At 57.8% G+C, this 24,331-nt stretch carries 24 protein-coding genes and 1 pseudogene; 17 read left to right on the forward strand and 8 right to left on the reverse strand.

The genetic code is table 11. From position 1 onward, the window contains the following. Nucleotides 1-165 precede the first annotated feature (165 nt). From nudF to parE, 5 genes are read left to right on the forward strand one after another with little or no spacing between them, the layout of a single operon-like run. Nucleotides 166-798, forward strand: coding sequence for an ADP-ribose diphosphatase (gene nudF, locus AB1E37_RS03375; RefSeq protein ID WP_002916848.1), 633 nt, complete (start codon nt 166-168; stop codon nt 796-798). Next, complete coding sequence (locus AB1E37_RS03380) at nt 795-1,217, forward strand: DUF1249 family protein (protein WP_002916847.1); 423 nt, start codon at nt 795-797, stop codon at nt 1,215-1,217. The genes nudF and AB1E37_RS03380 overlap by 4 nt, the downstream gene beginning before the upstream one ends. A 24-nt stretch (nt 1,218-1,241) precedes the next feature. After that, nucleotides 1,242-2,069 (forward strand): 3',5'-cyclic-AMP phosphodiesterase, encoded by an 828-nt coding sequence (cpdA, locus tag AB1E37_RS03385; RefSeq protein ID WP_002916846.1) that lies wholly within the window; start codon nt 1,242-1,244, stop codon nt 2,067-2,069. Next, nucleotides 2,069-2,644: an esterase YqiA gene (gene yqiA / locus AB1E37_RS03390; RefSeq protein ID WP_002916845.1), complete on the forward strand. Its 576-nt coding sequence runs from the start codon at nt 2,069-2,071 to the stop codon at nt 2,642-2,644. The genes cpdA and yqiA overlap by 1 nt, the downstream gene beginning before the upstream one ends. Before the next feature lie 30 nt (nt 2,645-2,674). Further along, complete coding sequence (gene parE / locus AB1E37_RS03395) at nt 2,675-4,570, forward strand: DNA topoisomerase IV subunit B (RefSeq protein WP_002916844.1); 1,896 nt, start codon at nt 2,675-2,677, stop codon at nt 4,568-4,570. A 73-nt stretch (nt 4,571-4,643) separates the two neighbouring features. On the opposite strand, the gene AB1E37_RS03400 is transcribed toward parE, so the two are convergent. From AB1E37_RS03400 to qseB, 4 genes are all read right to left on the reverse strand, one after another. Next, on the reverse strand, nt 4,644-4,958 hold the full coding sequence (locus tag AB1E37_RS03400; protein ID WP_002916842.1) for a putative quinol monooxygenase: 315 nt from the start codon (nt 4,956-4,958) through the stop codon (nt 4,644-4,646). Nucleotides 4,959-5,039: 81 nt separating this feature from the next. Next, complete coding sequence (locus AB1E37_RS03405) at nt 5,040-5,621, reverse strand: NAD(P)H-dependent oxidoreductase (protein ID WP_002916840.1); 582 nt, start codon at nt 5,619-5,621, stop codon at nt 5,040-5,042. Between the two features lie 106 nt (nt 5,622-5,727). Further along, nucleotides 5,728-7,077 carry a quorum sensing histidine kinase QseC gene (gene qseC / locus AB1E37_RS03410; RefSeq protein WP_004149844.1) on the reverse strand — a complete coding sequence of 450 codons (1,350 nt, stop codon included), beginning with the start codon at nt 7,075-7,077 and terminating at the stop codon, nt 5,728-5,730. Then, nucleotides 7,074-7,733 carry a quorum sensing response regulator transcription factor QseB gene (gene qseB / locus AB1E37_RS03415; protein WP_002916836.1) on the reverse strand — a complete coding sequence of 220 codons (660 nt, stop codon included), beginning with the start codon at nt 7,731-7,733 and terminating at the stop codon, nt 7,074-7,076. Before qseB ends, qseC begins: the two co-directional genes overlap by 4 nt. 150 nt (nt 7,734-7,883) lie before the next feature. Here qseB and AB1E37_RS03420 point away from each other — a divergent pair, with 150 nt between their 5' ends. The 7 genes and pseudogenes from AB1E37_RS03420 to AB1E37_RS03450 all read left to right on the forward strand — a co-directional run bounded on the left by AB1E37_RS03420 (nt 7,884) and on the right by AB1E37_RS03450 (nt 16,923). Continuing rightward, the gene (locus tag AB1E37_RS03420) at nt 7,884-8,279 is read left to right on the forward strand and encodes a YgiW/YdeI family stress tolerance OB fold protein (protein ID WP_002916833.1); all 396 of its coding nucleotides are present in this window, start codon (nt 7,884-7,886) and stop codon (nt 8,277-8,279) included. Between the two features lie 77 nt (nt 8,280-8,356). Next, nucleotides 8,357-9,226, forward strand: a complete 870-nt coding sequence (locus tag AB1E37_RS03425) for a GyrI-like domain-containing protein (RefSeq protein WP_002916831.1) — start codon at nt 8,357-8,359, stop codon at nt 9,224-9,226. A gap of 121 nt (nt 9,227-9,347) precedes the next feature. Then, complete coding sequence (gene parC, locus AB1E37_RS03430) at nt 9,348-11,606, forward strand: DNA topoisomerase IV subunit A (RefSeq protein ID WP_004181324.1); 2,259 nt, start codon at nt 9,348-9,350, stop codon at nt 11,604-11,606. 191 nt (nt 11,607-11,797) lie between these two features. Beyond that, nucleotides 11,798-12,535, forward strand: coding sequence for a 1-acylglycerol-3-phosphate O-acyltransferase (gene plsC / locus AB1E37_RS03435; protein WP_002916826.1), 738 nt, complete (start codon nt 11,798-11,800; stop codon nt 12,533-12,535). Nucleotides 12,536-12,618: 83 nt separating this feature from the next. Next, nucleotides 12,619-14,031 (forward strand): cell division protein FtsP, encoded by a 1,413-nt coding sequence (gene ftsP / locus AB1E37_RS03440; protein WP_004144547.1) that lies wholly within the window; start codon nt 12,619-12,621, stop codon nt 14,029-14,031. A 33-nt stretch (nt 14,032-14,064) separates the two neighbouring features. After that, a pseudogene (locus AB1E37_RS03445) lies at nt 14,065-16,396 on the forward strand (YgiQ family radical SAM protein). Continuing rightward, nucleotides 16,396-16,923, forward strand: a complete 528-nt coding sequence (locus AB1E37_RS03450) for a GNAT family N-acetyltransferase (RefSeq protein ID WP_004900644.1) — start codon at nt 16,396-16,398, stop codon at nt 16,921-16,923. The pseudogene AB1E37_RS03445 and the gene AB1E37_RS03450 overlap by 1 nt, the downstream one beginning before the upstream one ends. Nucleotides 16,924-16,958: 35 nt before the next feature. On the opposite strand, the gene dkgA is transcribed toward AB1E37_RS03450, so the two are convergent. After that, nucleotides 16,959-17,786 carry a 2,5-didehydrogluconate reductase DkgA gene (gene dkgA, locus AB1E37_RS03455; RefSeq protein WP_002916796.1) on the reverse strand — a complete coding sequence of 276 codons (828 nt, stop codon included), beginning with the start codon at nt 17,784-17,786 and terminating at the stop codon, nt 16,959-16,961. A gap of 145 nt (nt 17,787-17,931) precedes the next feature. Continuing rightward, a complete protein-coding gene (gene yqhD, locus AB1E37_RS03460; RefSeq protein WP_004144551.1) occupies nt 17,932-19,095 on the reverse strand; it encodes an alcohol dehydrogenase in 1,164 nt (387 codons plus the stop codon). 196 nt (nt 19,096-19,291) lie between these two features. Here yqhD and AB1E37_RS03465 point away from each other — a divergent pair, with 196 nt between their 5' ends. After that, a complete protein-coding gene (locus tag AB1E37_RS03465; protein ID WP_004144552.1) occupies nt 19,292-20,191 on the forward strand; it encodes an AraC family transcriptional regulator in 900 nt (299 codons plus the stop codon). 49 nt (nt 20,192-20,240) lie between these two features. On the opposite strand, the gene yghB is transcribed toward AB1E37_RS03465, so the two are convergent. Next, nucleotides 20,241-20,900 (reverse strand): DedA family general envelope maintenance protein YghB, encoded by a 660-nt coding sequence (gene yghB, locus AB1E37_RS03470; protein WP_002916791.1) that lies wholly within the window; start codon nt 20,898-20,900, stop codon nt 20,241-20,243. A 131-nt stretch (nt 20,901-21,031) separates the two neighbouring features. Then, nucleotides 21,032-22,219 carry a cystathionine beta-lyase gene (gene metC, locus AB1E37_RS03475; RefSeq protein ID WP_004149836.1) on the reverse strand — a complete coding sequence of 396 codons (1,188 nt, stop codon included), beginning with the start codon at nt 22,217-22,219 and terminating at the stop codon, nt 21,032-21,034. A gap of 42 nt (nt 22,220-22,261) precedes the next feature. On the opposite strand from metC, the gene AB1E37_RS03480 reads away from it, so the two are divergent. From AB1E37_RS03480 to AB1E37_RS03495, 4 genes are all read left to right on the forward strand, one after another. Then, the gene (locus tag AB1E37_RS03480) at nt 22,262-22,477 is read left to right on the forward strand and encodes a hypothetical protein (protein WP_014599264.1); all 216 of its coding nucleotides are present in this window, start codon (nt 22,262-22,264) and stop codon (nt 22,475-22,477) included. Further along, nucleotides 22,470-23,201, forward strand: a complete 732-nt coding sequence (exbB, locus tag AB1E37_RS03485) for a tol-pal system-associated acyl-CoA thioesterase (RefSeq protein ID WP_004174395.1) — start codon at nt 22,470-22,472, stop codon at nt 23,199-23,201. The genes AB1E37_RS03480 and exbB overlap by 8 nt, the downstream gene beginning before the upstream one ends. Nucleotides 23,202-23,207: 6 nt before the next feature. Next, nucleotides 23,208-23,633 carry a TonB system transport protein ExbD gene (exbD, locus tag AB1E37_RS03490; RefSeq protein WP_002916785.1) on the forward strand — a complete coding sequence of 142 codons (426 nt, stop codon included), beginning with the start codon at nt 23,208-23,210 and terminating at the stop codon, nt 23,631-23,633. Between the two features lie 138 nt (nt 23,634-23,771). Beyond that, entirely contained in the window at nt 23,772-24,266 is a 495-nt protein-coding gene (locus tag AB1E37_RS03495) for a TIGR00645 family protein (RefSeq protein WP_004105804.1), read from the forward strand. Nucleotides 24,267-24,331 lie beyond the last annotated feature (65 nt).

The raw sequence follows: 24,331 nt of genomic DNA on the forward strand, positions 1-24,331 counted from the left end.
GGTCTAATTCTAAGAAAAATTCCGCTGATTGTATCGATTCTGCCGCCGTAAAAAGTTGGCGTTACGTGCCATCCGGCGGTAATTTGCACCAATCTAACATACGGACCGTAAAACGGTAGCCAAACGGTTTGGAAATCCCTAATTTCAGATTCGCAGGACATGACAATGAGCAAACCCACGCAGCAGGGAATTACCTTCTCCAAAAATGATGTAGAAATTATTGCACGCGAAACGCTATATCGTGGTTTTTTTTCGCTCGATTTATACCGTTTTCGCCACCGCCTGTTTAACGGCGGCATGAGTGGCGAAATCACCCGTGAAATTTTTGAGCGCGGGCACGCCGCCGTCTTGCTACCCTTTGACCCGGTGCGCGACGAAGTGGTGCTGGTCGAACAAATCCGTATCGCCGCCTATGATACCAGCGAGAGCCCGTGGCTGCTGGAGATGGTCGCCGGCATGATTGAAGCGGGTGAAACGGTGGAAGATGTTGCCCGTCGGGAAGCGCTGGAGGAGGCCGGGCTTGAAGTTGGGCGGACGAAACCAATATTAAGCTATCTGGCCAGTCCCGGCGGCACCAGCGAACGGTTATCGATCCTGGTGGGAGAAGTTGATGCATCGACGGCAAAAGGCATTCACGGCCTGGCCGAGGAAAACGAGGATATTCGGGTGCATGTGGTGAGTCGGGAGCAGGCTTACCAGTGGGTAGAAGAGGGGAAAATCGACAACGCAGCCTCTGTCATCGCCTTGCAATGGCTGCAATTGCATTATCACAATTTACGAAATGAGTGGACAAAATGAAGCGTTATACACCTGACTTCCCTGAGATGATGCGCCTGTGCGAGACCAACTTCGCGCAGTTGCGCCGCCTGTTGCCGCGAACGGATGCAGCGGGTGAGAAGGTAAGCTATCAGGTGGGAAGCGCGCAGTATCGGTTAACGATAGTTGAATCGACCCGCTACACTACTCTGGTGGCAATAGAGCAGACTCTGCCTGCAGTGAGCTACTGGAGCCTGCCATCGATGACCGTCCGCCTCTACCATGACGCCATGGTGGCCGAAGTGTGTTCGAGTCAGCAGATCTTTCGCTTCAAAGCGCGATATGATTATCCTAATAAAAAGTTGCATCAACGCGACGAAAAGCATCAAATTAACCAGTTTTTGGCCGACTGGCTGCGTTACTGTTTAGCACATGGAGCGATGGCGATTCCGGTTTGTTAGCGTCGTTAAACCTAAGGACACCATTTGGAAAGCCTGTTAAACCTACCTCTGGCTGGTGAGGCCAGAGTCAGGATATTACAAATTACTGATACTCACCTGTTTGCTGAAAAGCATGAAACGTTGTTAGGCATCAATACCTGGGATAGCTATCAGGCCGTACTGTCGGCCATTCATGCCTCACAGCGTCCATGCGATCTGATTGTCGCAACAGGCGATCTGGCGCAGGACCACTCCTCCGCGGCCTATCAGCATTTTGCTGAGGGCATCGCGAGTTTTGCTGCACCCTGCGTCTGGCTACCGGGCAACCATGATTTCCAGCCGGCGATGTACAGCACCCTGCAGGAGGCGGGCATTTCCCCTGCCAAGCGCGTGTTTCTCGGCGATCGCTGGCAGATCCTGCTGCTCGACAGCCAGGTGTTTGGCGTTCCCCATGGCGAGCTGAGCGACTTCCAGCTGGAGTGGCTCGAACATAAGCTGGCGGAGGCGCCGGAGCGCTATACCTTACTCCTGCTGCACCATCATCCGCTGCCGGCCGGCTGCAGCTGGCTGGATCAGCATAGTCTGCGCAATGCCGGCGCGCTGGACAGCGCGTTGAGCGCCTGGCCGCGGGTGAAGCATCTTTTGTGCGGCCATATTCATCAGGAACTGGATCTCGACTGGAATGGCCGGCGCATGATGGCGACGCCGTCGACCTGCGTCCAGTTTAAACCGCACTGTGCCAATTTCACTCTGGATACGGTGTCACCGGGCTGGCGCTGGCTGGAGCTTCACCCTGACGGGACGCTGACCACCGAAGTGTGCCGCCTGGAAGGCGCCGCGTTTCATCCGGATATTGCTTCAGAAGGCTACTGATGGCGACGCTCCTTTATCTGCATGGCTTTAACAGCTCTCCGCGCTCGGCGAAGGCGACGGCGTTAAAGACCTGGCTGGCGCAGCACTATCCTGAGATCACCATGGTGGTGCCGGAGTTGCCGCCTTACCCGGCGGAAACGGCGGAGCTGTTGGAGTCCATCGTGCTGGAGCACGGCGGCGAGCCGCTGGGGGTCGTAGGGTCGTCGCTGGGCGGCTACTACGCGACCTGGCTTTCGCAGTGCTTTATGCTGCCGGCGGTGGTGGTTAACCCGGCGGTGCGGCCGTTTGAACTACTAAACAATTTTCTCGGCCACAATGAGAATCCATACACCGGGCAGCAATATGTGCTAGAGTCTCGCCATATTTACGATCTCAAAGTCATGCAAATCGACCCGCTCGAAGCGCCGGATTTACTCTGGCTGCTGCAGCAGACCGGGGATGAAGTGCTTGATTACCGCCAGGCCGTGCATTACTACGCCTCTTGCCGGCAGACGGTAGAGGAGGGCGGTAATCACGCATTTGTCGGCTTTGACGATCATTTCACTCAGATTATCGAATTTCTCGGCCTGCGCTAAACGGCCCTGAACGACCTACGAATACACACCATGACGCAATCTTCATATAATGCTGATGCCATTGAGGTACTCACCGGGCTAGAGCCGGTGCGCCGCCGTCCGGGCATGTATACCGACACCACTCGTCCTAACCATCTTGGTCAGGAAGTTATTGATAACAGTGTGGATGAAGCGCTGGCAGGCCACGCCAAACGCGTGGAAGTTATCCTTCATGCCGACCAGTCCCTGGAGGTCATTGACGATGGTCGTGGGATGCCGGTCGACATCCACCCGGAAGAGGGCGTGCCAGCGGTTGAGCTGATCCTCTGCCGGCTGCATGCGGGCGGTAAGTTTTCCAATAAAAACTATCAGTTTTCCGGCGGCCTGCACGGGGTGGGGATCTCGGTAGTCAACGCCCTGTCAAAACGCGTGGAGGTCAACGTGCGTCGCGACGGTCAGGTCTACAGCATCGCCTTTGAAAATGGTGAAAAAGTGGAAGACCTGCACGTCACCGGCACCTGCGGCAAACGCAATACCGGGACCAGCGTCCATTTCTGGCCGGACGAAAGCTTCTTCGACAGCCCGCGCTTTTCCGTTTCACGTCTGACCCACCTGTTAAAAGCGAAAGCGGTGCTGTGCCCGGGCGTGGAAATTGTTTTCCGCGACCAGGTGAACAACAGCGAGCAGAGCTGGTGCTATGCCGATGGCCTGAACGATTACCTGAGCGAAGCGGTGAACGGCCTGCCGCTGCTGCCGGAAAAACCATTCGTCGGCGCCTTCTCCGGCGAGACGGAGGCGGTGGACTGGGCGCTGCTGTGGCTGCCGGAAGGCGGCGAGCTGCTGACCGAGAGCTACGTGAACCTGATCCCGACCATGCAGGGCGGAACGCACGTTAACGGTCTGCGTCAGGGGCTGCTCGACGCGATGCGTGAGTTCTGCGAGTACCGTAATATCCTGCCGCGCGGCGTGAAGCTGTCAGCGGAAGATATCTGGGATCGCTGCGCGTACGTGCTGTCGGTGAAGATGCAGGATCCGCAGTTCGCCGGGCAAACCAAAGAGCGTCTGTCGTCGCGCCAGTGCGCGGCGTTCGTCTCCGGCGTGGTGAAGGACGCCTTCAGCCTGTGGCTGAATCAGAACGTGCAGGCCGCGGAGCTGCTGGCGGAGATGGCCATCTCCAGCGCCCAGCGCCGTCTGCGCGCGGCCAAAAAAGTGGTGCGCAAAAAGCTGACCAGCGGTCCGGCGCTGCCGGGTAAGCTGGCGGACTGTACCGCCCAGGATCTGAACCGTACCGAGCTGTTCCTTGTCGAGGGGGATTCGGCGGGCGGCTCAGCCAAGCAGGCGCGCGATCGCGAATATCAGGCGATCATGCCGCTGAAGGGCAAGATCCTTAATACCTGGGAAGTCTCTTCCGATGAAGTGTTAGCTTCGCAAGAAGTGCACGACATTTCGGTGGCGATTGGTATTGACCCGGACAGCGATGATTTAAGCCAGCTGCGCTACGGTAAAATTTGTATTCTGGCGGATGCGGACTCCGATGGTCTGCACATTGCCACCCTGCTGTGCGCGCTGTTCGTTAGACATTTCCGTACCCTCGTGAAAGAGGGGCACGTCTACGTGGCGCTGCCGCCGCTGTACCGTATCGACCTCGGCAAAGAGGTTTACTACGCGCTAACGGAAGAAGAAAAAACCGGCGTGCTGGAGCAGCTGAAGCGCAAGAAAGGCAAGCCAAACGTCCAGCGCTTTAAAGGGCTCGGCGAGATGAACCCGATGCAGCTGCGCGAAACCACTCTTGACCCGAATACCCGCCGCCTGGTGCAGCTGGTGATAAGCGATGAGGACGAGCAGCAGACCACGGCGATAATGGATATGCTGCTGGCCAAAAAGCGTTCGGAAGATCGTCGCAACTGGCTGCAGGAGAAGGGCGATATGGCGGATCTGGAAGTGTAAGACCGTACGCTGCGCCAGACGTAAAAGGGAGCCTCAGGCTCCCTTTTCTTATTCCGTTTCAGCGTCGGCGGGCTTAGACGCCAGCCTGCAGAATACGGATGCTGGTCTCCAGCACATCGCCTTTGACCGCTTCCGACCAGGCTTTCATGTGCGGGGTTTGCAGGTGTGCTTCAAGATGCGCGACGCTTTCCCACTGCTCGACCATGACGATAGAGTCGGGCGCTGTGGTCTGGAAGCTGACGCCGGCGGCATGATCCACCAGCGGGGCATAGCCGTGGCAGCCGGCCTCCTGCAAAACGGTCGGAATAATTTTCGCGAACTGATCGAGAACCGCCTGGCGGTGGTGCTGGCCCGGGCGGGTACGGATTTCTGCAATCACTGTTAACATGGTTAACTCAACTCCTTCTGTGTGGATCTTGTCATACTCCAGGTTCCAATAACTCGAAATATGTAGAGCATAGACCCCTAGTTAACCAAAAATTTCCGCCAGATGCTTGCGATATTCTGCGATATACCGTGGGACATCAGGCATTTTAATCACGTCGTTGGCGATAAAGGTCGGCAATGCCTCCATGCCGAGGAACTGATTGGCTTTATGGAACGGCAGGTAAACGCCGTCAACGCCGACGCCGTGGAAGAACTGGTCTTTGTCGGTGAAGGCTTCCATCGGCGCGTTCCAGGTCAGAGAAAGCATATATTTTTTCCCCTGCACCAGGCCGCCGGAGCCATATTTTTTGCTGGCGTCGGAGCGGGTACGGCCATCGCTGGCGTACAGCGAGCCGTGGCCTTCGGTAAAGACGTCATCCATATATTTTTTCACCGTCCACGGAGCGCCCATCCACCAGCCCGGCATCTGCCAGATCACCACATCGGCCCACAGGAAATTCTGTACTTCTTCTTTTACGTCGTACTCGCTTTCGGCGCGAACGCTTTTAACATCGTGCCCGGCGTCGCGCAGATAACTCTCCGCGACCTCGGTCAGGGTGTCGTTCAGTTGACCATTAGAGTGCGCGAACTTTTTCGCCCCATTGATAATCAGGATGTTGCTCATTTTTTACCCTCATATATGAAAATTTGCCGACGATCTTACCCCGCGAAGCGGGGCAGTAAAATGAGCAAAATGTGCAAAGTCTTTTGCCAAATGAGCAATAATCTCGCTACCAGTACACGCGGGCCTCGAAGCCGCCGTCGCGCGCGTTGGCAAAATCAACCTGCATGCCGTGCAGCGAGGCGATGCGCCGGACGATCGACAAGCCCAGGCCGCTGCCCGGCGCCTCCTGCCCCGGCGGACGATAAAAACGCTCGCCAATGCGCGAGAGCGCCTGCGGGCTAATGCCTGGGCCGTTATCGCGTACCCGGAACTCGCGGGCGTTGAGCGTGATATCGACCTGACTGCCGCGCGGGCTATAGCGCACCGCGTTATCCAGCAGATTGCGCACCAGCAGACTGAGCAGCAGCGGCTGGCCGGTGCGGACGATATGGCTGGCATTAAGATGCAGGCGCAGCTCAATCCCGGACTGCTGCGCCGGGTGATACATCTCCATCACTGCCGACTGCAGCAGATCGGCGATAGCGACCTGCTGCACATCATCCAGTTGGGCGAGCGAGTCCAGCCGCGACAGCGTCAGCAGCTGATCCACCAGTCGGGTGGCGCGATCGATCCCCTGGTGGAGCTGATCCAACGCTTTCTCACGCCCTTCGGGATCGTCCAGGGAGAGTTGGGCGACTTCGGTCTGCACCTTCAGCGCCGCCAGCGGGCTGCGTAACTCATGGGCGGCATCAGAGGTAAACCGACGCTCGCGCAGCATGGCGTCGTGAGTGCGTCGGAACAGCTGATTCAGCGCTTCGACCAGCGGGCGAACTTCGGCGGGGATCTTCTCCACGCTGAGCGAATCCGCCGAGTCCGGCGCGCGCAGGCGCAGCGTGCGCGCCAGATTTTTCAATGGCGCCAGCTCGCGGCTTAACAGCACGATGAGCAGCACGAACATCAGCGGCAGGGCAACCATCCACGGGGTGAGCTGCGAGGTCACGATATCCATCGCCATTTCGCGCCGGTAATCCCACTCCTGGCCGACGGCGATGCGGTAGCGGCCGTCGGCGGTGGTTAACCACAGGAAACGCCACTCGTCATCGTCGTCACGCAGATAGCCATCGCTGAATCCCTCGCGCTGCGAATTCCACTGAATATCCTCTCCGTTCTCGCCGTCATTAAGCACCATTTTGCCGTCGCGGGTGAAGATGGCGAACGCCAGCGCGTCGTCATCGATGTGCCCGTGGCGTACCTTTTTCTTTTCCCCGAGCAAGGCGGGCGGGGCGCGCAGTTCATCGAAATGCATGACGCTCAGGCGGCGAGCGAACAGCAGCTGCTGGGTATCGAACAGCTTATCCAACTTTTTGCTGGTCTGCTGCCAGGCGATAACGCTGGCCATCCCCCAGGCGGCGGTGGTCAGTACGGCAAACAGCAGCGTCAGGCGCAGGCGCAGGCTCAGGCGGGCAAGTCGTTTCATGCGTCACCCAGGGTATAGCCGATGCCGTGGACGGTACGGATAAAGTCGCTGCCGAGCTTGCGGCGCAGATGATGGACGTGAACTTCCACGGCGTTGCTGGAGACCTCGTCGTCCCAGGTGTAGAGCTTTTCCTCGATAAGCTTACGCGGCAATACGCGCCCGGCGTTGCGCATAAGCAGTTCCAGCAGGGCGAACTCCTTCGGCTTCAGCGCCAGGCTTTCGCCGTCGAGGCTGGCGGTTAAGCGGTTCGGATCGAGGATCACCTTGCCGTGGCGCAGTTCGCTGCTGCTCTGGCCGTGCGCGCGGCGGATCAACGCTTCGAGGCGCGCTGCCACCTCAATCAGGGCGAAAGGTTTGCACAGGTAGTCATCGGCGCCCAGGCGCAGGCCCTCCACCCGCTGGCTGAGGGCATCGCGGGCGGTGAGGATCAGCACCGGCTCATGGCGGCCTTTATCGCGCCATTCGCGCAGAATATCGAGGCCATCGATGCCGGGTAGGGTGAGGTCAAGGATTGCGGCGTCGTAGGGGGCGCTGTATAAGGCATTTTTGCCCTCCAGCCCGGCGGTAAACCAGTCAATGCTAAAGCCCATTTTGCTCAGCCCGGCTTTGATGCCGTCGCCGATAAGCTTGTCATCTTCCACCAGTAATATGCGCATGTTTCCCTCCGACGATCCCGTTTCTTTGCGCAGTAAACCGCGTTGAAGCGGGTGATGTACAGCATTAAAATTTCTTTTTTCCGCTTAAGAAGTCGTTAAGTTTTGTCGGGCGTAATAGGAGCCATACCAACACAAAAGGGAGAATATAAGATGAAAAAAATTGCTGCGATGACCGCGATTATTGCTTTAGTTTCCATGCCGGTACTGGCCGCCGGGCAGGGAGGATTCACCGGACCGTCTACTACCACTACCACCCAGGCTGGCGGCTTCACCGGGCCGAGCGGCGCGGTGACCACCGTGGCGAACGCCAAGTCGCTGCGTGATGACACCTGGGTGACCCTGCGCGGTAAAATCGTCGAGCGCATCTCTGATGACCTGTATAAATTCCAGGATGCTTCCGGGGTGATCAATGTCGATATCGACCACAAGCGCTGGAACGGCGTGACCGTCGGCCCGCAGGACACAGTAGAAATTCAGGGGGAAGTCGATAAGGACTGGAACTCGGTAGAAATCGACGTTAAACAGATCCGTAAAATCGCGCCATAAGTCTCCGTCGGATAAGCGCAAGATCGGTCAGGAATCGCGATCCTCGCTCTGTCAGAGTATGTCGCGAGGAGGAGACGATGAACGATATTAAGGCCAGCCCGGCGTATGTCGGGCGCTTCCAGCGCGTCTGTAGGTACATTGCGCGCCATCTTGATGAGCCGCTGTCGCTGGAGACGCTGAGCGCGATAGCGCACAGTTCGCCTTACCATTTTCACCGGCAATTTAGCGCTTATACCGGCATTCCATTGTACCGGTATATTCAGTGGTTGCGTCTGCGACGCGCCTGTTGGCGCCTGGCGTTCAACCCCCGCGATAAAGTCATCGATATTGCCCTTGATGCCGGATTTCAGAATGCGGAGTCGTTCAGTCGTGCCTTCCGTACCGCGTTTGACCAAAGCCCGACCCAATTCCGTCAACAACCGGACTGGGCCGAGTGGCATCGACGCGTACCGAAACATACGCTACAGGAGCAAACGTCGATGGACGTCAACATTATTTCGTGCCCCTCCACCCGGATAGCCGTACTGCAACATCGCGGTAGCCCGGACCTTGTCAACGCCACCGCCGCGCGTTTTATCGCCTGGCGTAAGACGAGCGGACTATCGCCCGTCGCCACCAGCGATACCTGGGGGATCGCCTGGGACGATCCGCAGACCACCCCGCAGGAGGCATTTCGTTTTGATATCTGCGGTACGGTCGATCGGCCGGTTGGTGAAAACGCCTTTGGCGTGATTAACGGCGAAATCCCCGGCGGACGCTGCGCCGTCGTGCGCCATCACGGCTCGCTGGACACGCTGGCGAACAGCGTTTGGTTTCTCTATCGCGACTGGTTACCCGCTTCAGGCGAGACGTTACGGGATTTTCCGGTGTACTTCCGTTACCTCAATTTTGTCCATGAGGTGGCTGAGCATGAACTGCAAACCGATATTTATCTGCCGCTGGCCTGATTAAGCGTGACGGAATCCTCAGCCGATCTCACGGCCTGTGACTCAGGGCGTGAGATCGGGTATTATCGCGGGTAGTTTTGCCGTCCGAACGGTCGGTACCCAGATTGAGGATCCACGATTAATGAGCGATATGGCAGAGCGCCTTGCGCTGCATGAATTTACGGAAAATGCTTACCTGAACTACTCCATGTACGTGATCATGGACAGGGCATTACCGTTTATTGGCGATGGCTTAAAACCGGTCCAGCGTCGCATCGTCTATGCGATGTCCGAGCTGGGGCTGAACGCCAGCGCGAAATTCAAAAAGTCCGCCCGCACCGTCGGCGACGTGTTGGGTAAATATCACCCGCACGGCGACAGCGCCTGCTATGAAGCGATGGTGCTGATGGCGCAGCCGTTCTCTTACCGCTATCCGCTGGTGGATGGTCAGGGAAACTGGGGGGCGCCGGACGATCCCAAATCTTTCGCCGCCATGCGTTACACCGAATCCCGCCTGTCGAAGTATGCCGAGCTGCTGCTCAGCGAGCTGGGGCAGGGGACGGTCGACTGGGTGCCAAACTTTGACGGCACGCTGCAGGAGCCGAAAATGCTGCCAGCGCGTCTGCCGAACATCCTGCTGAACGGCACCACCGGCATCGCGGTAGGCATGGCGACCGATATTCCTCCGCACAACCTGCGGGAAGTGGCCAAAGCGGCGATTACGCTGATTGAGCAGCCGAAAACCACCCTCGACGAACTGCTGGATATCGTACAGGGGCCGGATTTCCCGACCGAGGCGGAGATCATCACCTCGCGGGCGGAAATTCGCAAAATCTACCAGAACGGGCGCGGCTCAGTGCGCATGCGTGCGGTGTGGAGTAAAGAGGACGGCGCGGTGGTGATCAGTGCGCTGCCGCATCAGGTCTCCGGCGCCAAAGTGCTGGAGCAGATTGCGGCGCAGATGCGCAATAAAAAGCTGCCGATGGTTGACGATCTGCGCGACGAATCGGACCACGAAAACCCGACCCGTCTGGTGATTGTCCCGCGCTCCAACCGGGTGGATATGGAACAGGTGATGAACCACCTGTTCGCCACCACCGATCTGGAGAAGAGCTACCGCATCAACCTCAATATGATCGGCCTTGACGGCCGCCCGGCGGTGAAAAACCTGCTGGAGATCCTCAGCGAGTGGCTGGTGTTCCGTCGCGATACCGTGCGTCGCCGTCTAAACCATCGGTTAGAGAAAGTGCTGAAGCGCCTGCATATCCTCGAAGGTTTGCTGGTGGCGTTTCTTAATATCGATGAAGTGATTGAGATCATCCGCACTGAAGATGAACCGAAGCCGGCCCTGATGTCGCGCTTTGGCATCAGCGAAACCCAGGCGGAAGCGATTCTGGAATTAAAACTGCGCCACCTCGCCAAACTGGAAGAGATGAAGATCCGCGGCGAGCAGAGCGAGCTGGAAAAAGAGCGCGACCAGCTGCAGGCGATTCTGGCGTCTGAACGTAAGATGAACAACCTGCTGAAAAAAGAGCTGCAGGCCGATGCCGATGCCTTCGGCGACGACCGTCGCTCGCCGCTTCACGAGCGTGAAGAAGCGAAAGCGATGAGCGAACATGACATGCTGCCGTCTGAGCCGGTGACTATCGTTCTGTCGCAGATGGGCTGGGTGCGCAGCGCCAAAGGACACGACATTGACGCCCAGGGCTTGAGCTATAAGGCGGGCGACAGCTGGAAAGCCTCGGCGAAGGGCAAGAGCAACCAGCCGGTGGTGTTTATCGATACCACCGGACGCAGCTATGCCATCGATCCGATTACTCTGCCTTCCGCGCGTGGCCAGGGTGAACCGCTTACCGGCAAACTGACCCTGCCGCCGGGCGCGACCGTGGAGCATATGCTAATGGAAAGCGACGATCAGAAACTGCTGATGGCTTCCGACGCGGGCTACGGTTTCGTCTGTACCTTCAACGATCTGGTGGCGCGCAACCGTGCCGGTAAAGCGCTAATCACCCTGCCTGACAACGCGCACGTGATGCCGCCGCTGGTGATTGAGGATGAGTCCGATATGCTGCTGGCCATCACCGCCGCCGGGCGGATGCTGATGTTCCCGGTCAGCGATCTGCCGCAGCTGTCGAAAGGCAAGGGCAACAAAATTATCAGCATTCCGGCGGCGGAAGCCGCAGCCGGCCAGGACGGTCTGGCACATCTGTTTGTTCTGCCGCCGCAGAGTACGCTGACCATTCACGTCGGCAAACGGAAGATCAAACTGCGTCCGGAAGAGCTGCAAAAAGTCACTGGCGAGCGCGGCCGCCGCGGTTCGCTGATGCGCGGCCTGCAGAAAATTGACCGCGTGGAAATTGACTCGCCGCGTCGTGCCGCGGCAGGCGATAGCGAAGAGTAAGCGCGTCTCCTCCCGTCTTTGACGGGAGGAGACGAAAAAATGCCGCAAAATCGTTGTTTATTCAGGCGTTGCGATTAACAATGTCCATCATCAGGGACCCAGGAAGAACGGTCCCGGCCTGCGCAGAACTTGTGAGCCTGCCTTCTGCCAGCAGCGAATAATTCTAAGCGGTTTGGGTTTTAGAGGTAGCTATGCTATTCATTTTTCGAGTAATTTTCGTGGTCATTTATTGCATCGTAGTGTGCGTACTTGGCTGTCTGTACTGCTTGTTCAGCCCACGTAATCCAAAACACGTTGCCACTTTCGGCCATCTGTTTGGCCGTTTATCTCCGGTATTTGGCCTCAAGGTAGAGCTACGCAAACCCGCCGACGCGGAAAGCTATGGTAACGCGATCTACATCGCTAACCACCAGAACAACTATGATATGGTGACGGCGTCGAATATCGTGCAGGCTCCGACGGTCACCGTAGGTAAAAAGAGCCTGCTGTGGATCCCGTTCTTTGGCCAACTGTACTGGCTGACGGGCAATTTGCTGATTGACCGTAATAACCGAACCAAAGCGCACGGCACTATTGCCGAAGTCGTCAACGCTTTTAAAAAGCGTAAAATTTCGTTCTGGATGTTCCCGGAAGGGACCCGTAGCCGCGGCCGCGGCCTGCTGCCGTTTAAAACCGGGGCTTTTCACGCGGCTATTGCCGCTGGGGTGCCGATTATTCCGGTGTGTGTCTCGAATACATCGAATAAAATAAAGCTCAATCGCTGGAACAACGGTCTGGTGATTGTGGAAATGCTGCCGCCGGTAGATACCACTCAGTTTGGTAAAGACAACGTGCGCGCGCTGGCGACGCATTGCCGCGAGCTGATGGCCGCCAAAATCGCTGATCTGGACAACGAAGTGGCCGAGCGCGAAGCGGCTGGAAAGCAATAAGACAGGAAACGCCGCCAACGCGCGCGTATTGCTGGCGGGAAACGAATTCCCTTTTTCATTTGTCAGTATGTCATGGAGTTAATATGTCACTCAGTCGGCGTCAGTTTATTAAGGCTTCCGGCGTAGCGCTGTGCGCTGGCGCCGCGCCGCTGAAGGCCCATGCCGCCGGCCAGCAGCCTGCGCTGCCGGTTCCGCCGCTGCTGGAATCTCGTCGCGGCCAGCCGCTGTTTCTGACGCTGCAGCGTTCCCACTGGTCGTTTACCCCCGGCACCCGCGCCCCCGTCTGGGGGATCAATGGCCGCTATATGGGGCCGACGATCCGCGTCTGGAACGGAGACGACGTCAAGCTTATCTACAGCAACCGCCTGACGGAGAACGTGGCGATGACCATCCGCGGTCTGCAGGTGCCTGGCCCGCTGATTGGCGGCGCGGCGCGCATGATGTCGCCGAACGCCGACTGGGCGCCGGTGCTGCCTATCCGCCAGAGCGCGGCGACGCTGTGGTATCAGGCCAACACGCCGAACCGGATGGCGAAACAGGTTTACAACGGTCTGGCGGGCATGTGGCTGGTGGAAGACGAGGTCAGCAAGAACCTGCCGATCCCTAACCACTATGGCGTCGATGACTTCCCGGTGATTATTCAGGATAAACGGCTGGATAACTTCGGCACGCCGGAATATAGCGAACCGGGCAGCGGCGGCTTTGTGGGCGACACGCTGCTGGTTAACGGCGTGCAGAGCCCGTATGTTGAAGTGTCGCGCGGCTGGGTGCGCCTGCGCCTGCTGAACGCTTCCAACTCCCGGCGCTATCAGCTGCAGATGAGCGATGGCCGACTGCTGCATGTGATTTCCGGCGATCAGGGATTCCTGCCGGCGCCGGTTTCGCTCAAGCAGCTATCGCTGGCCCCGGGGGAGCGGCGTGAAATTCTGGTCGATATGACTAACGGCGATGAAGTGTCCATTACCTGCGGCGAAGCGGCGAGCATCGTCGACCGTATCCGCGGTTTTTTTGAACCGTCAAGCATCCTGGTCTCCACGCTGGTGCTGACGCTGCGTCCGACCGGGCTGCTGCCGCTGGTGACCGACAGTCTGCCGGTGCGCCTGCTGCCGACCGAGCTGCTCTCCGGTACGCCGATCCGCAGCCGGGATATCACCCTTGGCGACGATCCGGGCATCAACGGCCAGCTGTGGGATCCGCAGCGTATCGATATCACGGCGCAGCAGGGGACCTGGGAGCGCTGGACGGTGCGCGCCGACCGCCCGCAGTCGTTCCATATTGAAGGGGTGATGTTCCAGATCCGTAATGTCAACGGCTCGTCTCCTTTCCCGGAAGATCGCGGCTGGAAGGACACCGTGTGGGTCGACGGGCAGGTTGAGCTGCTGGTCTATTACGCTCAACCATCGTGGCCGCACTTCCCGTTCCAGTATTTGAGTCAGACGCTGGAGCTTGCCGATCGCGGCTCGATCGGCCAGATGCTGGTGAATCCCGCGCCGTAATCTCTCTGACCCTGGCCGGCGCACGGTCAGGGTTTGAGAAAATCCTCCTTCATTTCCACTATCATTCCGGCTTATAATCCACGCCCTTTTGGTTATTTTTTTATCATTTTCCCCGGAAGCAATATGAGCGCAATATCCCTGATCCAACCGGATCGTGACCTTTTTTCCTGGCCGCAATACTGGGCTGCCTGTTTTGGCCCTGCGCCCTTTTTACCGATGTCGCGTGAAGAGATGGATCAACTTGGCTGGGATAGCTGCGACATTATTCTGGTCACCGGCGACGCCTATGTCGACCACCCGAGCTTCGGGATGGCCATCTGCGGCCGCATGCTGGAAGCGCAGGGTTTCCGGGTAGGGATCATCTCCCAGCCGGACTGGAACAGCAAAGACGACTTTATGCGTCTGGGAAAACCGAACCTGTTCTTCGGCGTGACCGCCGGTAACATGGACTCAATGATCAACCGTTACACCGCCGACCGTAAACTACGTCATGACGATGCCTATACGGCGGGTAACGTGGCGGGCAAACGACCGGACCGCGCTACCCTCGTCTACACCCAGCGCTGTAAAGAGGCGTGGAAAGATGTGCCGGTGATCCTCGGCGGCATCGAAGCCAGCCTGCGTCGTACCGCCCACTATGATTACTGGTCCGACACCGTGCGCCGCTCGGTGCTGGTGGACTCCAAGGCCGATATGCTGATGTTCGGCAACGGCGAGCGTCCGCTGGTGGAAGTGGCTCATCGCCTGGCGATGGGCGAAACCATCGACCAGATCCGCGATGTGCGCAATACCGCCATCATGGTGAAAGAGGCGCTGCCGGGCTGGAGCGGCGTGGACTCCACCCGTCTGGATACGCCCGGTAAAATTGACCCCATCCCGCATCCGTACGGTGAAGATCTGCCGTGCGCCGATAACAAACCGGTCGCGCCGAAAAAACAGGAAGCGAAAAGCATTACTGTGCAACCGCCGCGGCCCAAACCGTGGGAAAAAACCTATGTGCTGCTGCCTTCCTTCGAGAAGGTGAAAGGCGATAAGGTCCTGTACGCTCACGCCTCGCGCATTTTGCACCACGAAACCAACCCCGGCTGCGCCCGGGCGCTGATGCAAAAGCACGGCGAGCGCTACATCTGGATCAACCCGCCGGCAATCCCGCTCTCCACCGAAGAGATGGACAGCGTCTTCGCGCTGCCGTACAAGCGGGTGCCGCATCCTTCCTATGGCGATGCGCGTATTCCGGCGTATGAGATGATCCGCTTCTCAATCAACATCATGCGCGGCTGCTTCGGCGGCTGTTCGTTCTGCTCGATCACCGAGCACGAAGGACGCATAATCCAGAGCCGTTCTGAGGATTCGATCATTAATGAGATCGAAGCCATTCGCGACACCGTGCCCGGCTTTACCGGGGTGATCTCCGATCTCGGCGGGCCAACGGCCAACATGTATATGCTGCGCTGTAAATCGCCGCGCGCTGAGCAGACCTGCCGCCGTCTCTCCTGCGTCTATCCGGATATTTGCCCGCACATGGATACCAACCATGAGCCGACGATCAATCTTTATCGCCGCGCTCGCGAGCTGAAGGGCATCAAGAAGATCCTTATCGCCTCCGGGGTACGCTATGACATCGCGGTCGAAGATCCGCGCTATATCAAAGAGCTGGCGACCCACCACGTCGGCGGCTATCTGAAGATCGCCCCGGAGCATACCGAAGAGGGACCGCTGTCGAAGATGATGAAGCCGGGAATGGGCAGCTACGACCGCTTTAAAGAGCTGTTCGACACCTATTCGAAGCAGGCGGGTAAAGAGCAGTATCTGATCCCGTACTTTATCTCCGCTCATCCGGGGACCCGTGATGAAGATATGGTGAACCTGGCGCTGTGGCTGAAGAAGCATCGCTTCCGCCTCGACCAGGTGCAGAACTTCTATCCGTCGCCGCTGGCGAACTCGACCACCATGTATTACACCGGCAAGAACCCGCTGGGTAAAATTGGTTATAAGAGCGAAGAGGTGGTGGTGCCGAAGGGCGATAAACAGCGCCGTCTGCACAAAGCGCTGCTCCGCTACCACGATCCGGCAAACTGGCCGCTGATCCGTCAGGCGCTGGAGGCGATGGGCAAGAAGCACCTGATTGGCTCCCGTCGCGACTGCCTGGTGCCAGCGCCAACCCTGGACGAAATGCGTGAAGCGCGTCGCCAGAACCGCCATACTCGTCCGGCGCTGACCAAGCACACGCCGATCGCCCATCAGCGCCAGACGCCTGCCGCTGCGGGCGCGAAAAAACGCGTTAAGCCGAAGGCCGTATCACGCTAAGCGGCTGGCCCGGCGGGATCGCTCGCCGGGAACATCTGTGAAAAAAGGAGAGAGGTGATGACGCCGGTCATCCTGTCGCGACAACAACTGGACCAGCTCTGGGAGATAGACCGCAGCGAAATTATCGATACGCTCTACCGTCTCGATAACGGTCAGCTGCGGGCTTATCGGGAATATTATGACGTGCGTGGCTGGGACCCTCACGATCGTCAGGTTTATACTCCGATTCACGAGGCCTGTTACGATCGCGGCGGTATTTTTTTCGCCTTTTTTGACGATGAGCAGATGATTGCCGCAGCGGCGCTGGATACGCTGCCTCGCGGCATGAATGGCGAGCTGCGCCAGCTATTATTCTTTTATGTAGGGGCGGGAAAGCGCGGCCAGGGCTGGGGGCAGCGACTGTTTCAGTATGCCCTGCACCAGCTGCCAGAAATGGGGGCGTCCGGCCTCTATATCTCGTCGATCCCCAACAAAAACACCGTCGATTTTTATCTGGCTCAGGGATGTCGCTTAGCGGATAAGCCCGACCCGGCGCTGTTTGCGCTGGAGCCAGAGGATATTCATCTGGTCTGCGATCGCCTTTAACGCTGAGGCGCTAAAGGCGATGGCAAGAGAGAGCATTATCCGCCGAACTGATCCGGGTCAGGACCGAGACGTTTACCCTGGTCCAGCTTCGCGATCGCTCCCAGCTCATCTTTGTCGAGACGGAAGTCCCAGACGTCAAAGTTTTCCGCGATACGCGACGGCGTGACGGATTTCGGGATCACCACCAGACCGCTATCAAGATGCCAGCGGATGACGATTTGCGCCGGCGTTTTGCCGTACTTATCGGCGAGCTGGTGGATGACTTTTTGATCGAAGACGCCTTCGCCGCCCTGGGCCAGCGGGCTCCAGGATTCGGTCTGGATCTTGTGGGTGGCGTTCCACGCGTGCAGCTGACGCTGCTGCATAAGTGGATGGAGTTCTATCTGATTGATCACCGGGGCGACGCCGGTTTCATCAATCAGCTTCTGCAGATGCGGTACCTGGAAATTACACACGCCAATGCTTTTGGTCAGCCCCTGCTGCTGCAGCTCGATCAACGCCTGCCAGGCCTCGACGTAATGGCCGATAGCCGGTACCGGCCAGTGGATTAAATAGAGATCCACATAGTCCAGCTTCAGTTTGCTGAGGCTCTCTTTCAGCGCCTCGTGCGGCCGTTTTTGATCGTCGTTCCACAGCTTGGTGGTGATGAAGAGCTCATCGCGGTTGACGCCAGCGCTGTGCAGCGCATTGCCGACGCCGGTCTCATTTTGGTACGCGGCGGCGGTGTCAAAAGAGCGATAACCGACTTCCAGCGCCTTATGAATGGCGGAGACGACTTCCTCGTTGCCAGCTTTCCACACGCCGAGACCCAGCTGCGGCATCAGGTTGCCGTCGTGCAGTTTTATAACGGTTGGATGTGTCATGCCTTCCTCCTGTTAATGAACTCGGCGAAGCAGGATCCGCCGAGGGGTAGCATTAAGTCTGGACGAAATAGCTAAAAACGGTAGTAAAAACACCTCTCCCCGGCGTTTGTTTAACGTAAGGAGAGGTGAATCAGGCGGGGAGCGCTTAGCGTGCAGCCTCGTAAATACGGCGGCTGACGTCCAGGGTGATATCCTGATGTTCGCCAAGTTTAGTCATGCCGTGCTCTTCCAGTTTCGCCAGCAGCGCCGGGATGGAGCTACCGTCGAGACCGTAATCGGAAAGGCGGGTCGGCACGCCCATCTGCTCGAAGAACTGACGCGTTGCGGCGATGGCGGCATCGATACGTTGGTCGTCAGAGCCTTCGGTAATATTCCACACGCGCTCGGCATACTGCAGCAGCTTCTCGCGCTTGGCATCGCGTTTCTCATTCCACAGCGCCGGCAGCACGATAGCCAGCGTCTGGGCGTGATCCAGGCCGTGCATCGCCGTCAGCTCGTGGCCGAGCATATGCGTCGCCCAGTCCTGTGGCACGCCTGCGCCGATCAGGCCGTTCAGCGCCTGCGTCGCCGCCCACATAATATTGGCGCGCACGTTATAGTTCTCCGGTTCCTGCAGGGCTTTCGGGCCATCCTCGATCAGGGTCAGGAGAATGCCTTCGGCGAAGCGGTCCTGGATTTTGCCGTCAACCGGGTAGGTCACGTACTGCTCGACGGTATGGACGAAGGCGTCAACCACGCCGTTCGCGACCTGGCGCGGCGGCAGGGTATAGGTATAAACCGGATCGAGGATCGCGAACTGCGGCTGGACGTGCGAAGACATAAACGCGCGTTTGTCGCCGGTGGTTTTCCGCGATATGACCGCGCCTTTGTTGGATTCAGAACCGGTCGCCGGCAGAGTCAGTACCGAGCCCATTGGAATGGCGCTGGCAATTTTGCTGCCATAGGTTTCCAGAATTTCCCACGGATCGATATCCGCGTCGTAGTGGGCTGCTGCAGCGATAAACTTGGTGCCATCCAGCACCGAACCGCCGCCGACCGCCAGCAGGAAGGTCACTTTCTCTTCCCGGGCGAGTTTCACCGCATTCATCAGGGTTTCGTAAGACGGATTCGGCTCGATGCCGCCAAATTCAAGGACATCCAGGCCATTCAGAGCGGTGAGGACCTGATCCAGGACGCCTGTTTTTTTGACGCTGCCGCCGCCGTAGGTGATCAGTACGCGGGCTTCCGCCGGGATCTGTTCACGCAGCTTTTCAATCGCGCCTTTGCCAAACAGAATGCGGGTTGGGGTATGCAGGTCGAAATTATTCATTGCTTAAGTCCTCCAAAGAGTAAAACCGTCGACAGGGACGATACCGCTGCCCGATGAAGGTTATTGTGGTCCTGGCGCCGTTGACCCTCAATGCACATTCCTGCCGATGTCTTGCCTATTTCTCCATATGGCTGGAGAATTTGTAGCGGCCTGCGCACAATGTACAGGTGAAGAAACATCGGGAGAGACGGTGGCAATGCAACACGCAGAGATATGTCGGACATTAACGGAGAAGATTAACCTGCTGAAAGATAAGCACGAAATGTTAAGTTCGTTGCTGCCTGACGTCCGTTTGCTGTACGGAACGCAACCGGGGCCCCGGACGCCGGTGATGTATCAGCCGGGGATCGTTTTTCTCTTTTCGGGCCATAAAATTGGTTATATCAATGAGCGGACTTTTCGCTACGATACAAACGAATATTTACTGTTGACCGTGCCGCTACCTTTCGAGTGCGAAACCTTTGCCACCCCGGAGGTGCCCCTCGCCGGGATGCGCCTGAACGTCGATATCCTGCAACTGCAAGAGCTGCTGATGGATATTGGCGAAGATCCGCTGTTTCAGCCCGCGGTCGCCTCCAGCGGGATAAACTCCGCGGTACTCTCGGAGGATATTCTGTGCGCTGCCGAACGGCTGCTTGACGTGATGGAGCGGCCGCTGGACGCACGGATCCTTGGCAAGCAAATCGTCCGCGAAATTCTGTATTATGTGCTGACGGGGCCCTGCGGCGGCGCGCTGTTGGCGCTGGTCAGCCGGCAGACCCACTTCAGCCTGATAAGCCGCGTGCTCAAGCATATCGAAAGCCAGTACACCGAAAACCTCAGCGTCGATCGGCTGGCGGCGGAAGCGAATATGAGTGTGTCAGCGTTTCACCATAATTTTAAAGCGGTGACCAGCACATCTCCTTTGCAGTATCTGAAAAACTACCGTTTGCACAAAGCACGAATGCTGATGATCCATGACGGCATGAAGGCCAGCGCGGCGGCGATGCGCGTGGGATATGAAAGCCCTTCGCAGTTCAGCCGCGAGTTTAAGCGCTACTTCGGTTTGACGCCGGGAGAAGACGCCGCGCGTATTCGCACGATGCAGGGGATGTAATACCGGGAAAGGGCGGCCGGGCGGGCGCAGGCCCCCCGGCAGATAAGCGTCAGGCGCTGCAATATTTCTTTTTAATGACCACGAACAGCGTGCCGAGCAGGCCAGCCAGCAGCAGGGCAATCGGCAGGATCATCAGACAGGTCATCACCTGATCTTCATGGCGCTTCACAAACGGGATCATGCTCAGCGCATAGCCAAGACCCGTCACCACACAGACCCACAGCAGGGCGCTCAGCCAGTTGAAGAACTGGAAGCGGCGGTTCGGCAGGCCAGAAATCCCGGCCATGGTTGGCAGCAGGGTGCGGACAAACGCCAGAAAACGGCCCGCGAGCAGCGCCAGCAGGCCGTGGCGGTCAAACATGCAGGTGGCGCGCTGATGGTACTTATGCGGCAGATGCGCCAGCCAGCCTTTCACCGTTTGCGTATTGCCCAGCCAGCGCCCTTGCACATAGCTCAGCCAGCAGCCGAGGCTGGCGGCGGCGGTCAGAATGGCGATAGTGGGCACAAAGTCCATGACGCCTTTAGCAATCAGCGCGCCGGCGAGCAGCAGCAGGCTGTCTCCCGGTAAAAAGGAGGCGGGCAGCAGCCCGTTTTCCAGAAACAGGGTCGCGAACATAACCAGATATACAACGCCCACAACGTGAGGGTTCGCCAATGCGGCAAAATCATGTTGCCACAGCGCGGCGACAATCTCTTGAATGACAACCATGGACTTTCCTAAGTGGTACCGTATTGTTGACTAGTGTACTCCTGAAGAGGCCCGAGCACCTTGATCCCGGGCGCAACAAAAGCGGCCGCTTTGCTAAAAAGCGTCCGCTATTGTTGCCACTGACTGTCACTTTACACGATACGCGCGAAGCCCGCTGCTAAATCCGCCTGCAGATCGTCAACATTTTCGAGACCAATGTGCAGGCGGATCAGCGTGCCGCTGAAGTCGACTTCAGCATCCGGTCGAATATGGGCGATTTGCTCCGGCTGGTTGGCGAGAATCAGCGACTCAAAGCCGCCCCACGAATAGGCCATACTGAACAGGCTGAAATTGTCGAGATACTCCGCCAGTTCGGCATCATTGAGGCGCTTGCTGAGCACAAACGAGAATAGCCCGCTGCTGCCGGTGAAATCACGTTTCCAGAACTCATGACCTTTACTGCCGGGCAGGGCGGGGTGGTTTACCCGCGCCACCTGCGGGTGCTGCGCCAGCCACTCGGCGATGCGCAGGCTGCTTTCATGATGCTGACGCAGGCGCACGCCCAGGGTGCGCAGGCCGCGGCTGGTCATATAGGCAGTATCGGCGTCCAGCATTTGCCCCATCAGGTAGGCATTTTCACGCAGCTGCGGCCAGCAGCGCGCGTTCGCCACCGCGGTGCCCACCATGGCGTCGGAATGGCCGATCAGGTATTTGGTGCCTGCCTGAATGGAAATATCAATGCCAAAATCCAGGGCTTTAAACAGGATCCCCGCCGCCCAGGTGTTATCGATCATGATAATCGCTTCCGGGGCGACCTGACGCACGGCGGCGACTATCGCCGGCACATCGTGCACTTCCATGGTGATCGAGCCGGGCGATTCGAGGAACACCACGCGGGTCTCAGGGCGAACCAGACGGGCGATATCGGCGCCGATTAAGGGATCGAACCAGCTGGTGGTGACGCCGAGTTTGGCGAGAATTTTGGTACAAAAGTCCTGGCTTGGCTCATAGGCGGTATTGGTCATCAGCACATGGTCGCCTTGCTCGACAAACGCCAGGATAGTGTTAGCCACCGCCGCGGCGCCGCAGGGGAAGAGGGCGCAGCCGGCGCCGCCTTCCAGCTCGCACATCGCTTCCTGCAGCGAGAAATGGGTCAGGGTGCCGCGACGACCGTAGAACAGCTCGCCGTTGGCCCGATTGCGGGTGGCGTGCTTTTTGGCCTCGACGGTGTCGAAAACCAGCGATGACGCGCGCTGGATAACGCTGTTCACTGAGCCCTGGGTGTACTTTTTGCTCCGCCCGGCGTTGACCAGCGCGGTATCAAGATGTTTATCAGCCATGTTGACGAACCTGTTTTTATACGTCTGGACGTCTAAACTAACATGAATCTGCTTTTCTATACCAGCGCACCGCCGATACAGGCGAAAATTTTACCAGGCCCGCGGTTAGCCGCTTTTTTACTGCGTAAGCGCAAGGAAAATAAACGTGATTTGCTGCACAGTGTAAATACTAATGAGAACCACTATCAATTCGATGTCGTTTTGATATTATTGTGGGCAGATTTTGTGATTATCGTCGTGGAGATAGAGCGTGGGTAATAATTTGATGCAGGCGGATCTCTCCGTTTGGGGTATGTATCATCATGCCGATATTGTCGTTAAGGTGGTGATGATTGGCCTGATTCTGGCGTCGGTCGTCACATGGGCCATCTTCTTCGGTAAAGGGGCGGAAATCCTCGCCAGCAAGCGTCGCCTCAAACGTGAACAGCAGCAGCTGGCGGAAGCCCGCTCTCTCGATCAGGCCAGCGATATCGCCAGCGCCTTTGAGGCGAAAAGCCTCACCACCCAGCTTATCAATGAAGCGCAGAACGAACTCGAACTCTCTGCCGGTGCCGAAGACAATGAAGGCATCAAGGAACGAACCGGTTTTCGCCTTGAGCGCCGCGTTGCAGCGGTCGGTCGCCATATGGGTCGCGGTAACGGCTACCTGGCGACCATCGGCGCCATTTCCCCGTTTGTGGGTCTGTTTGGTACCGTCTGGGGCATCATGAACAGCTTTATCGGCATCGCCCAGACCCAGACCACCAATCTTGCGGTGGTAGCGCCGGGCATCGCAGAAGCGCTGCTGGCGACGGCCATCGGCCTGTTCGCCGCCATCCCGGCGGTGGTCATCTATAACATCTTCGCCCGCATGATCGGCAGCTACAAGGCCTCGCTCGGCGACGTCGCCGCTCAGGTACTCCTGCTGCAAAGCCGCGATCTGGACCTCAGCGCCAGCGGCGTGAAGCCGGTGCGCAGCGCGCAGAAATTACGGGTAGGTTGATCGGCTATGGCGATGCGTCTTAATGAAAACCTGGACGATAACGGCGAAATGCATGAGATCAACGTGACGCCGTTTATCGACGTCATGCTGGTTCTGCTGATTATCTTTATGGTGGCCGCGCCGCTGGCGACGGTCGACGTGAAGGTCAATCTGCCGGCCTCCTCCAGCCAGCCGCAACCGCGACCGGAAAAACCCATCTACCTGTCGGTGAAGGCGGATAAGAGCATGTTCCTCGGCAACGACCCGGTTACCGAAGCGAATATGATTAACGCCCTGGATAGCCTGACCGCCGGCAAAAAAGATACCACCGTCTTCTTCCGCGCGGATAAAACCGTCGATTACGAGACGATGATGAAAGTGATGGATACCCTGCATCAGGCGGGCTATCTCAAGATCGGGCTGGTGGGCGAAGAGACCGTCAAAGCCAAATAACCCGCTTGCGTTTCTGCAAAGGCTGGCCGCGTGCAGGCCTTTTTTTGTTGTCTGCCGGCGATGTGTTGGCCTGGCGTTGCCATCACGTTATCTCTCTGAGGTATAATGTCGCTTCTATTTGTTAACTGACAGGATCTTATGGAACGCTTTCTGGAAAATGCTATGTACGCCTCGCGCTGGCTGCTGGCGCCGGTTTATTTTGGCCTCTCGCTCGGTCTGATTGCGCTGACCATCAAATTTTTTCAGGAGATCTTCCACATACTGCCGCATATTTTTAGCGTCAGCGAGTCGGATATGATTCTGACCCTGCTGTCGCTGGTGGATATGACCCTGGTGGGCGGTTTGCTGGTGATGGTGATGTTCTCCGGGTATGAAAATTTTGTCTCGCAGCTGGATATTAACGAGGGTAAAGAAAAACTCAGCTGGCTGGGCAAAATGGACGCGACTTCGCTGAAAAATAAGGTTGCCGCCTCCATCGTGGCGATCTCCTCTATTCACCTGCTGCGGGTGTTTATGGATGCGAAAAACGTCCCGGACAATAAGCTGATGTGGTACGTGATTATCCACCTGACCTTCGTGCTTTCGGCCTTTGTGATGGGCTACCTTGATCGTCTGACCAAAGTGAAACACTGATCCCTTCTCTCCCGGCGGTGTTAGCCGCTGGGCTGTTTCTCCCCGTTTAATGCTTTTCTGGGCTG

The sequence above is a fragment of the Klebsiella sp. Shm-1 genome (genome assembly GCF_040804525.1).
Classification (GTDB): domain Bacteria; phylum Pseudomonadota; class Gammaproteobacteria; order Enterobacterales; family Enterobacteriaceae; genus Klebsiella; species Klebsiella pneumoniae.

Bases quoted from the DNA above. Each gene is read 5' to 3' on its own strand.
- dkgA (WP_002916796.1), bottom strand. From the start codon at position 17,786: ATGACACATCCAACCGTTATAAAACTGCACGACGGCAACCTGATGCCG.
- qseC (WP_004149844.1), bottom strand. From the start codon at position 7,077: ATGAAACGACTTGCCCGCCTGAGCCTGCGCCTGCGCCTGACGCTGCTG.
- AB1E37_RS03425 (WP_002916831.1), top strand. From the start codon at position 8,357: ATGAACGATATTAAGGCCAGCCCGGCGTATGTCGGGCGCTTCCAGCGC.
- AB1E37_RS03405 (WP_002916840.1), bottom strand. From the start codon at position 5,621: ATGAGCAACATCCTGATTATCAATGGGGCGAAAAAGTTCGCGCACTCT.
- plsC (WP_002916826.1), top strand. From the start codon at position 11,798: ATGCTATTCATTTTTCGAGTAATTTTCGTGGTCATTTATTGCATCGTA.
- AB1E37_RS03480 (WP_014599264.1), top strand. From the start codon at position 22,262: ATGAATCTGCTTTTCTATACCAGCGCACCGCCGATACAGGCGAAAATT.
- AB1E37_RS03465 (WP_004144552.1), top strand. From the start codon at position 19,292: ATGCAACACGCAGAGATATGTCGGACATTAACGGAGAAGATTAACCTG.
- ftsP (WP_004144547.1), top strand. From the start codon at position 12,619: ATGTCACTCAGTCGGCGTCAGTTTATTAAGGCTTCCGGCGTAGCGCTG.
- AB1E37_RS03380 (WP_002916847.1), top strand. From the start codon at position 795: ATGAAGCGTTATACACCTGACTTCCCTGAGATGATGCGCCTGTGCGAG.
- exbD (WP_002916785.1), top strand. From the start codon at position 23,208: ATGGCGATGCGTCTTAATGAAAACCTGGACGATAACGGCGAAATGCAT.
- AB1E37_RS03450 (WP_004900644.1), top strand. From the start codon at position 16,396: ATGACGCCGGTCATCCTGTCGCGACAACAACTGGACCAGCTCTGGGAG.
- yqiA (WP_002916845.1), top strand. From the start codon at position 2,069: ATGGCGACGCTCCTTTATCTGCATGGCTTTAACAGCTCTCCGCGCTCG.
- nudF (WP_002916848.1), top strand. From the start codon at position 166: ATGAGCAAACCCACGCAGCAGGGAATTACCTTCTCCAAAAATGATGTA.
- metC (WP_004149836.1), bottom strand. From the start codon at position 22,219: ATGGCTGATAAACATCTTGATACCGCGCTGGTCAACGCCGGGCGGAGC.
- qseB (WP_002916836.1), bottom strand. From the start codon at position 7,733: ATGCGCATATTACTGGTGGAAGATGACAAGCTTATCGGCGACGGCATC.
- parC (WP_004181324.1), top strand. From the start codon at position 9,348: ATGAGCGATATGGCAGAGCGCCTTGCGCTGCATGAATTTACGGAAAAT.
- parE (WP_002916844.1), top strand. From the start codon at position 2,675: ATGACGCAATCTTCATATAATGCTGATGCCATTGAGGTACTCACCGGG.
- AB1E37_RS03420 (WP_002916833.1), top strand. From the start codon at position 7,884: ATGAAAAAAATTGCTGCGATGACCGCGATTATTGCTTTAGTTTCCATG.
- AB1E37_RS03495 (WP_004105804.1), top strand. From the start codon at position 23,772: ATGGAACGCTTTCTGGAAAATGCTATGTACGCCTCGCGCTGGCTGCTG.
- yghB (WP_002916791.1), bottom strand. From the start codon at position 20,900: ATGGTTGTCATTCAAGAGATTGTCGCCGCGCTGTGGCAACATGATTTT.
- yqhD (WP_004144551.1), bottom strand. From the start codon at position 19,095: ATGAATAATTTCGACCTGCATACCCCAACCCGCATTCTGTTTGGCAAA.
- AB1E37_RS03400 (WP_002916842.1), bottom strand. From the start codon at position 4,958: ATGTTAACAGTGATTGCAGAAATCCGTACCCGCCCGGGCCAGCACCAC.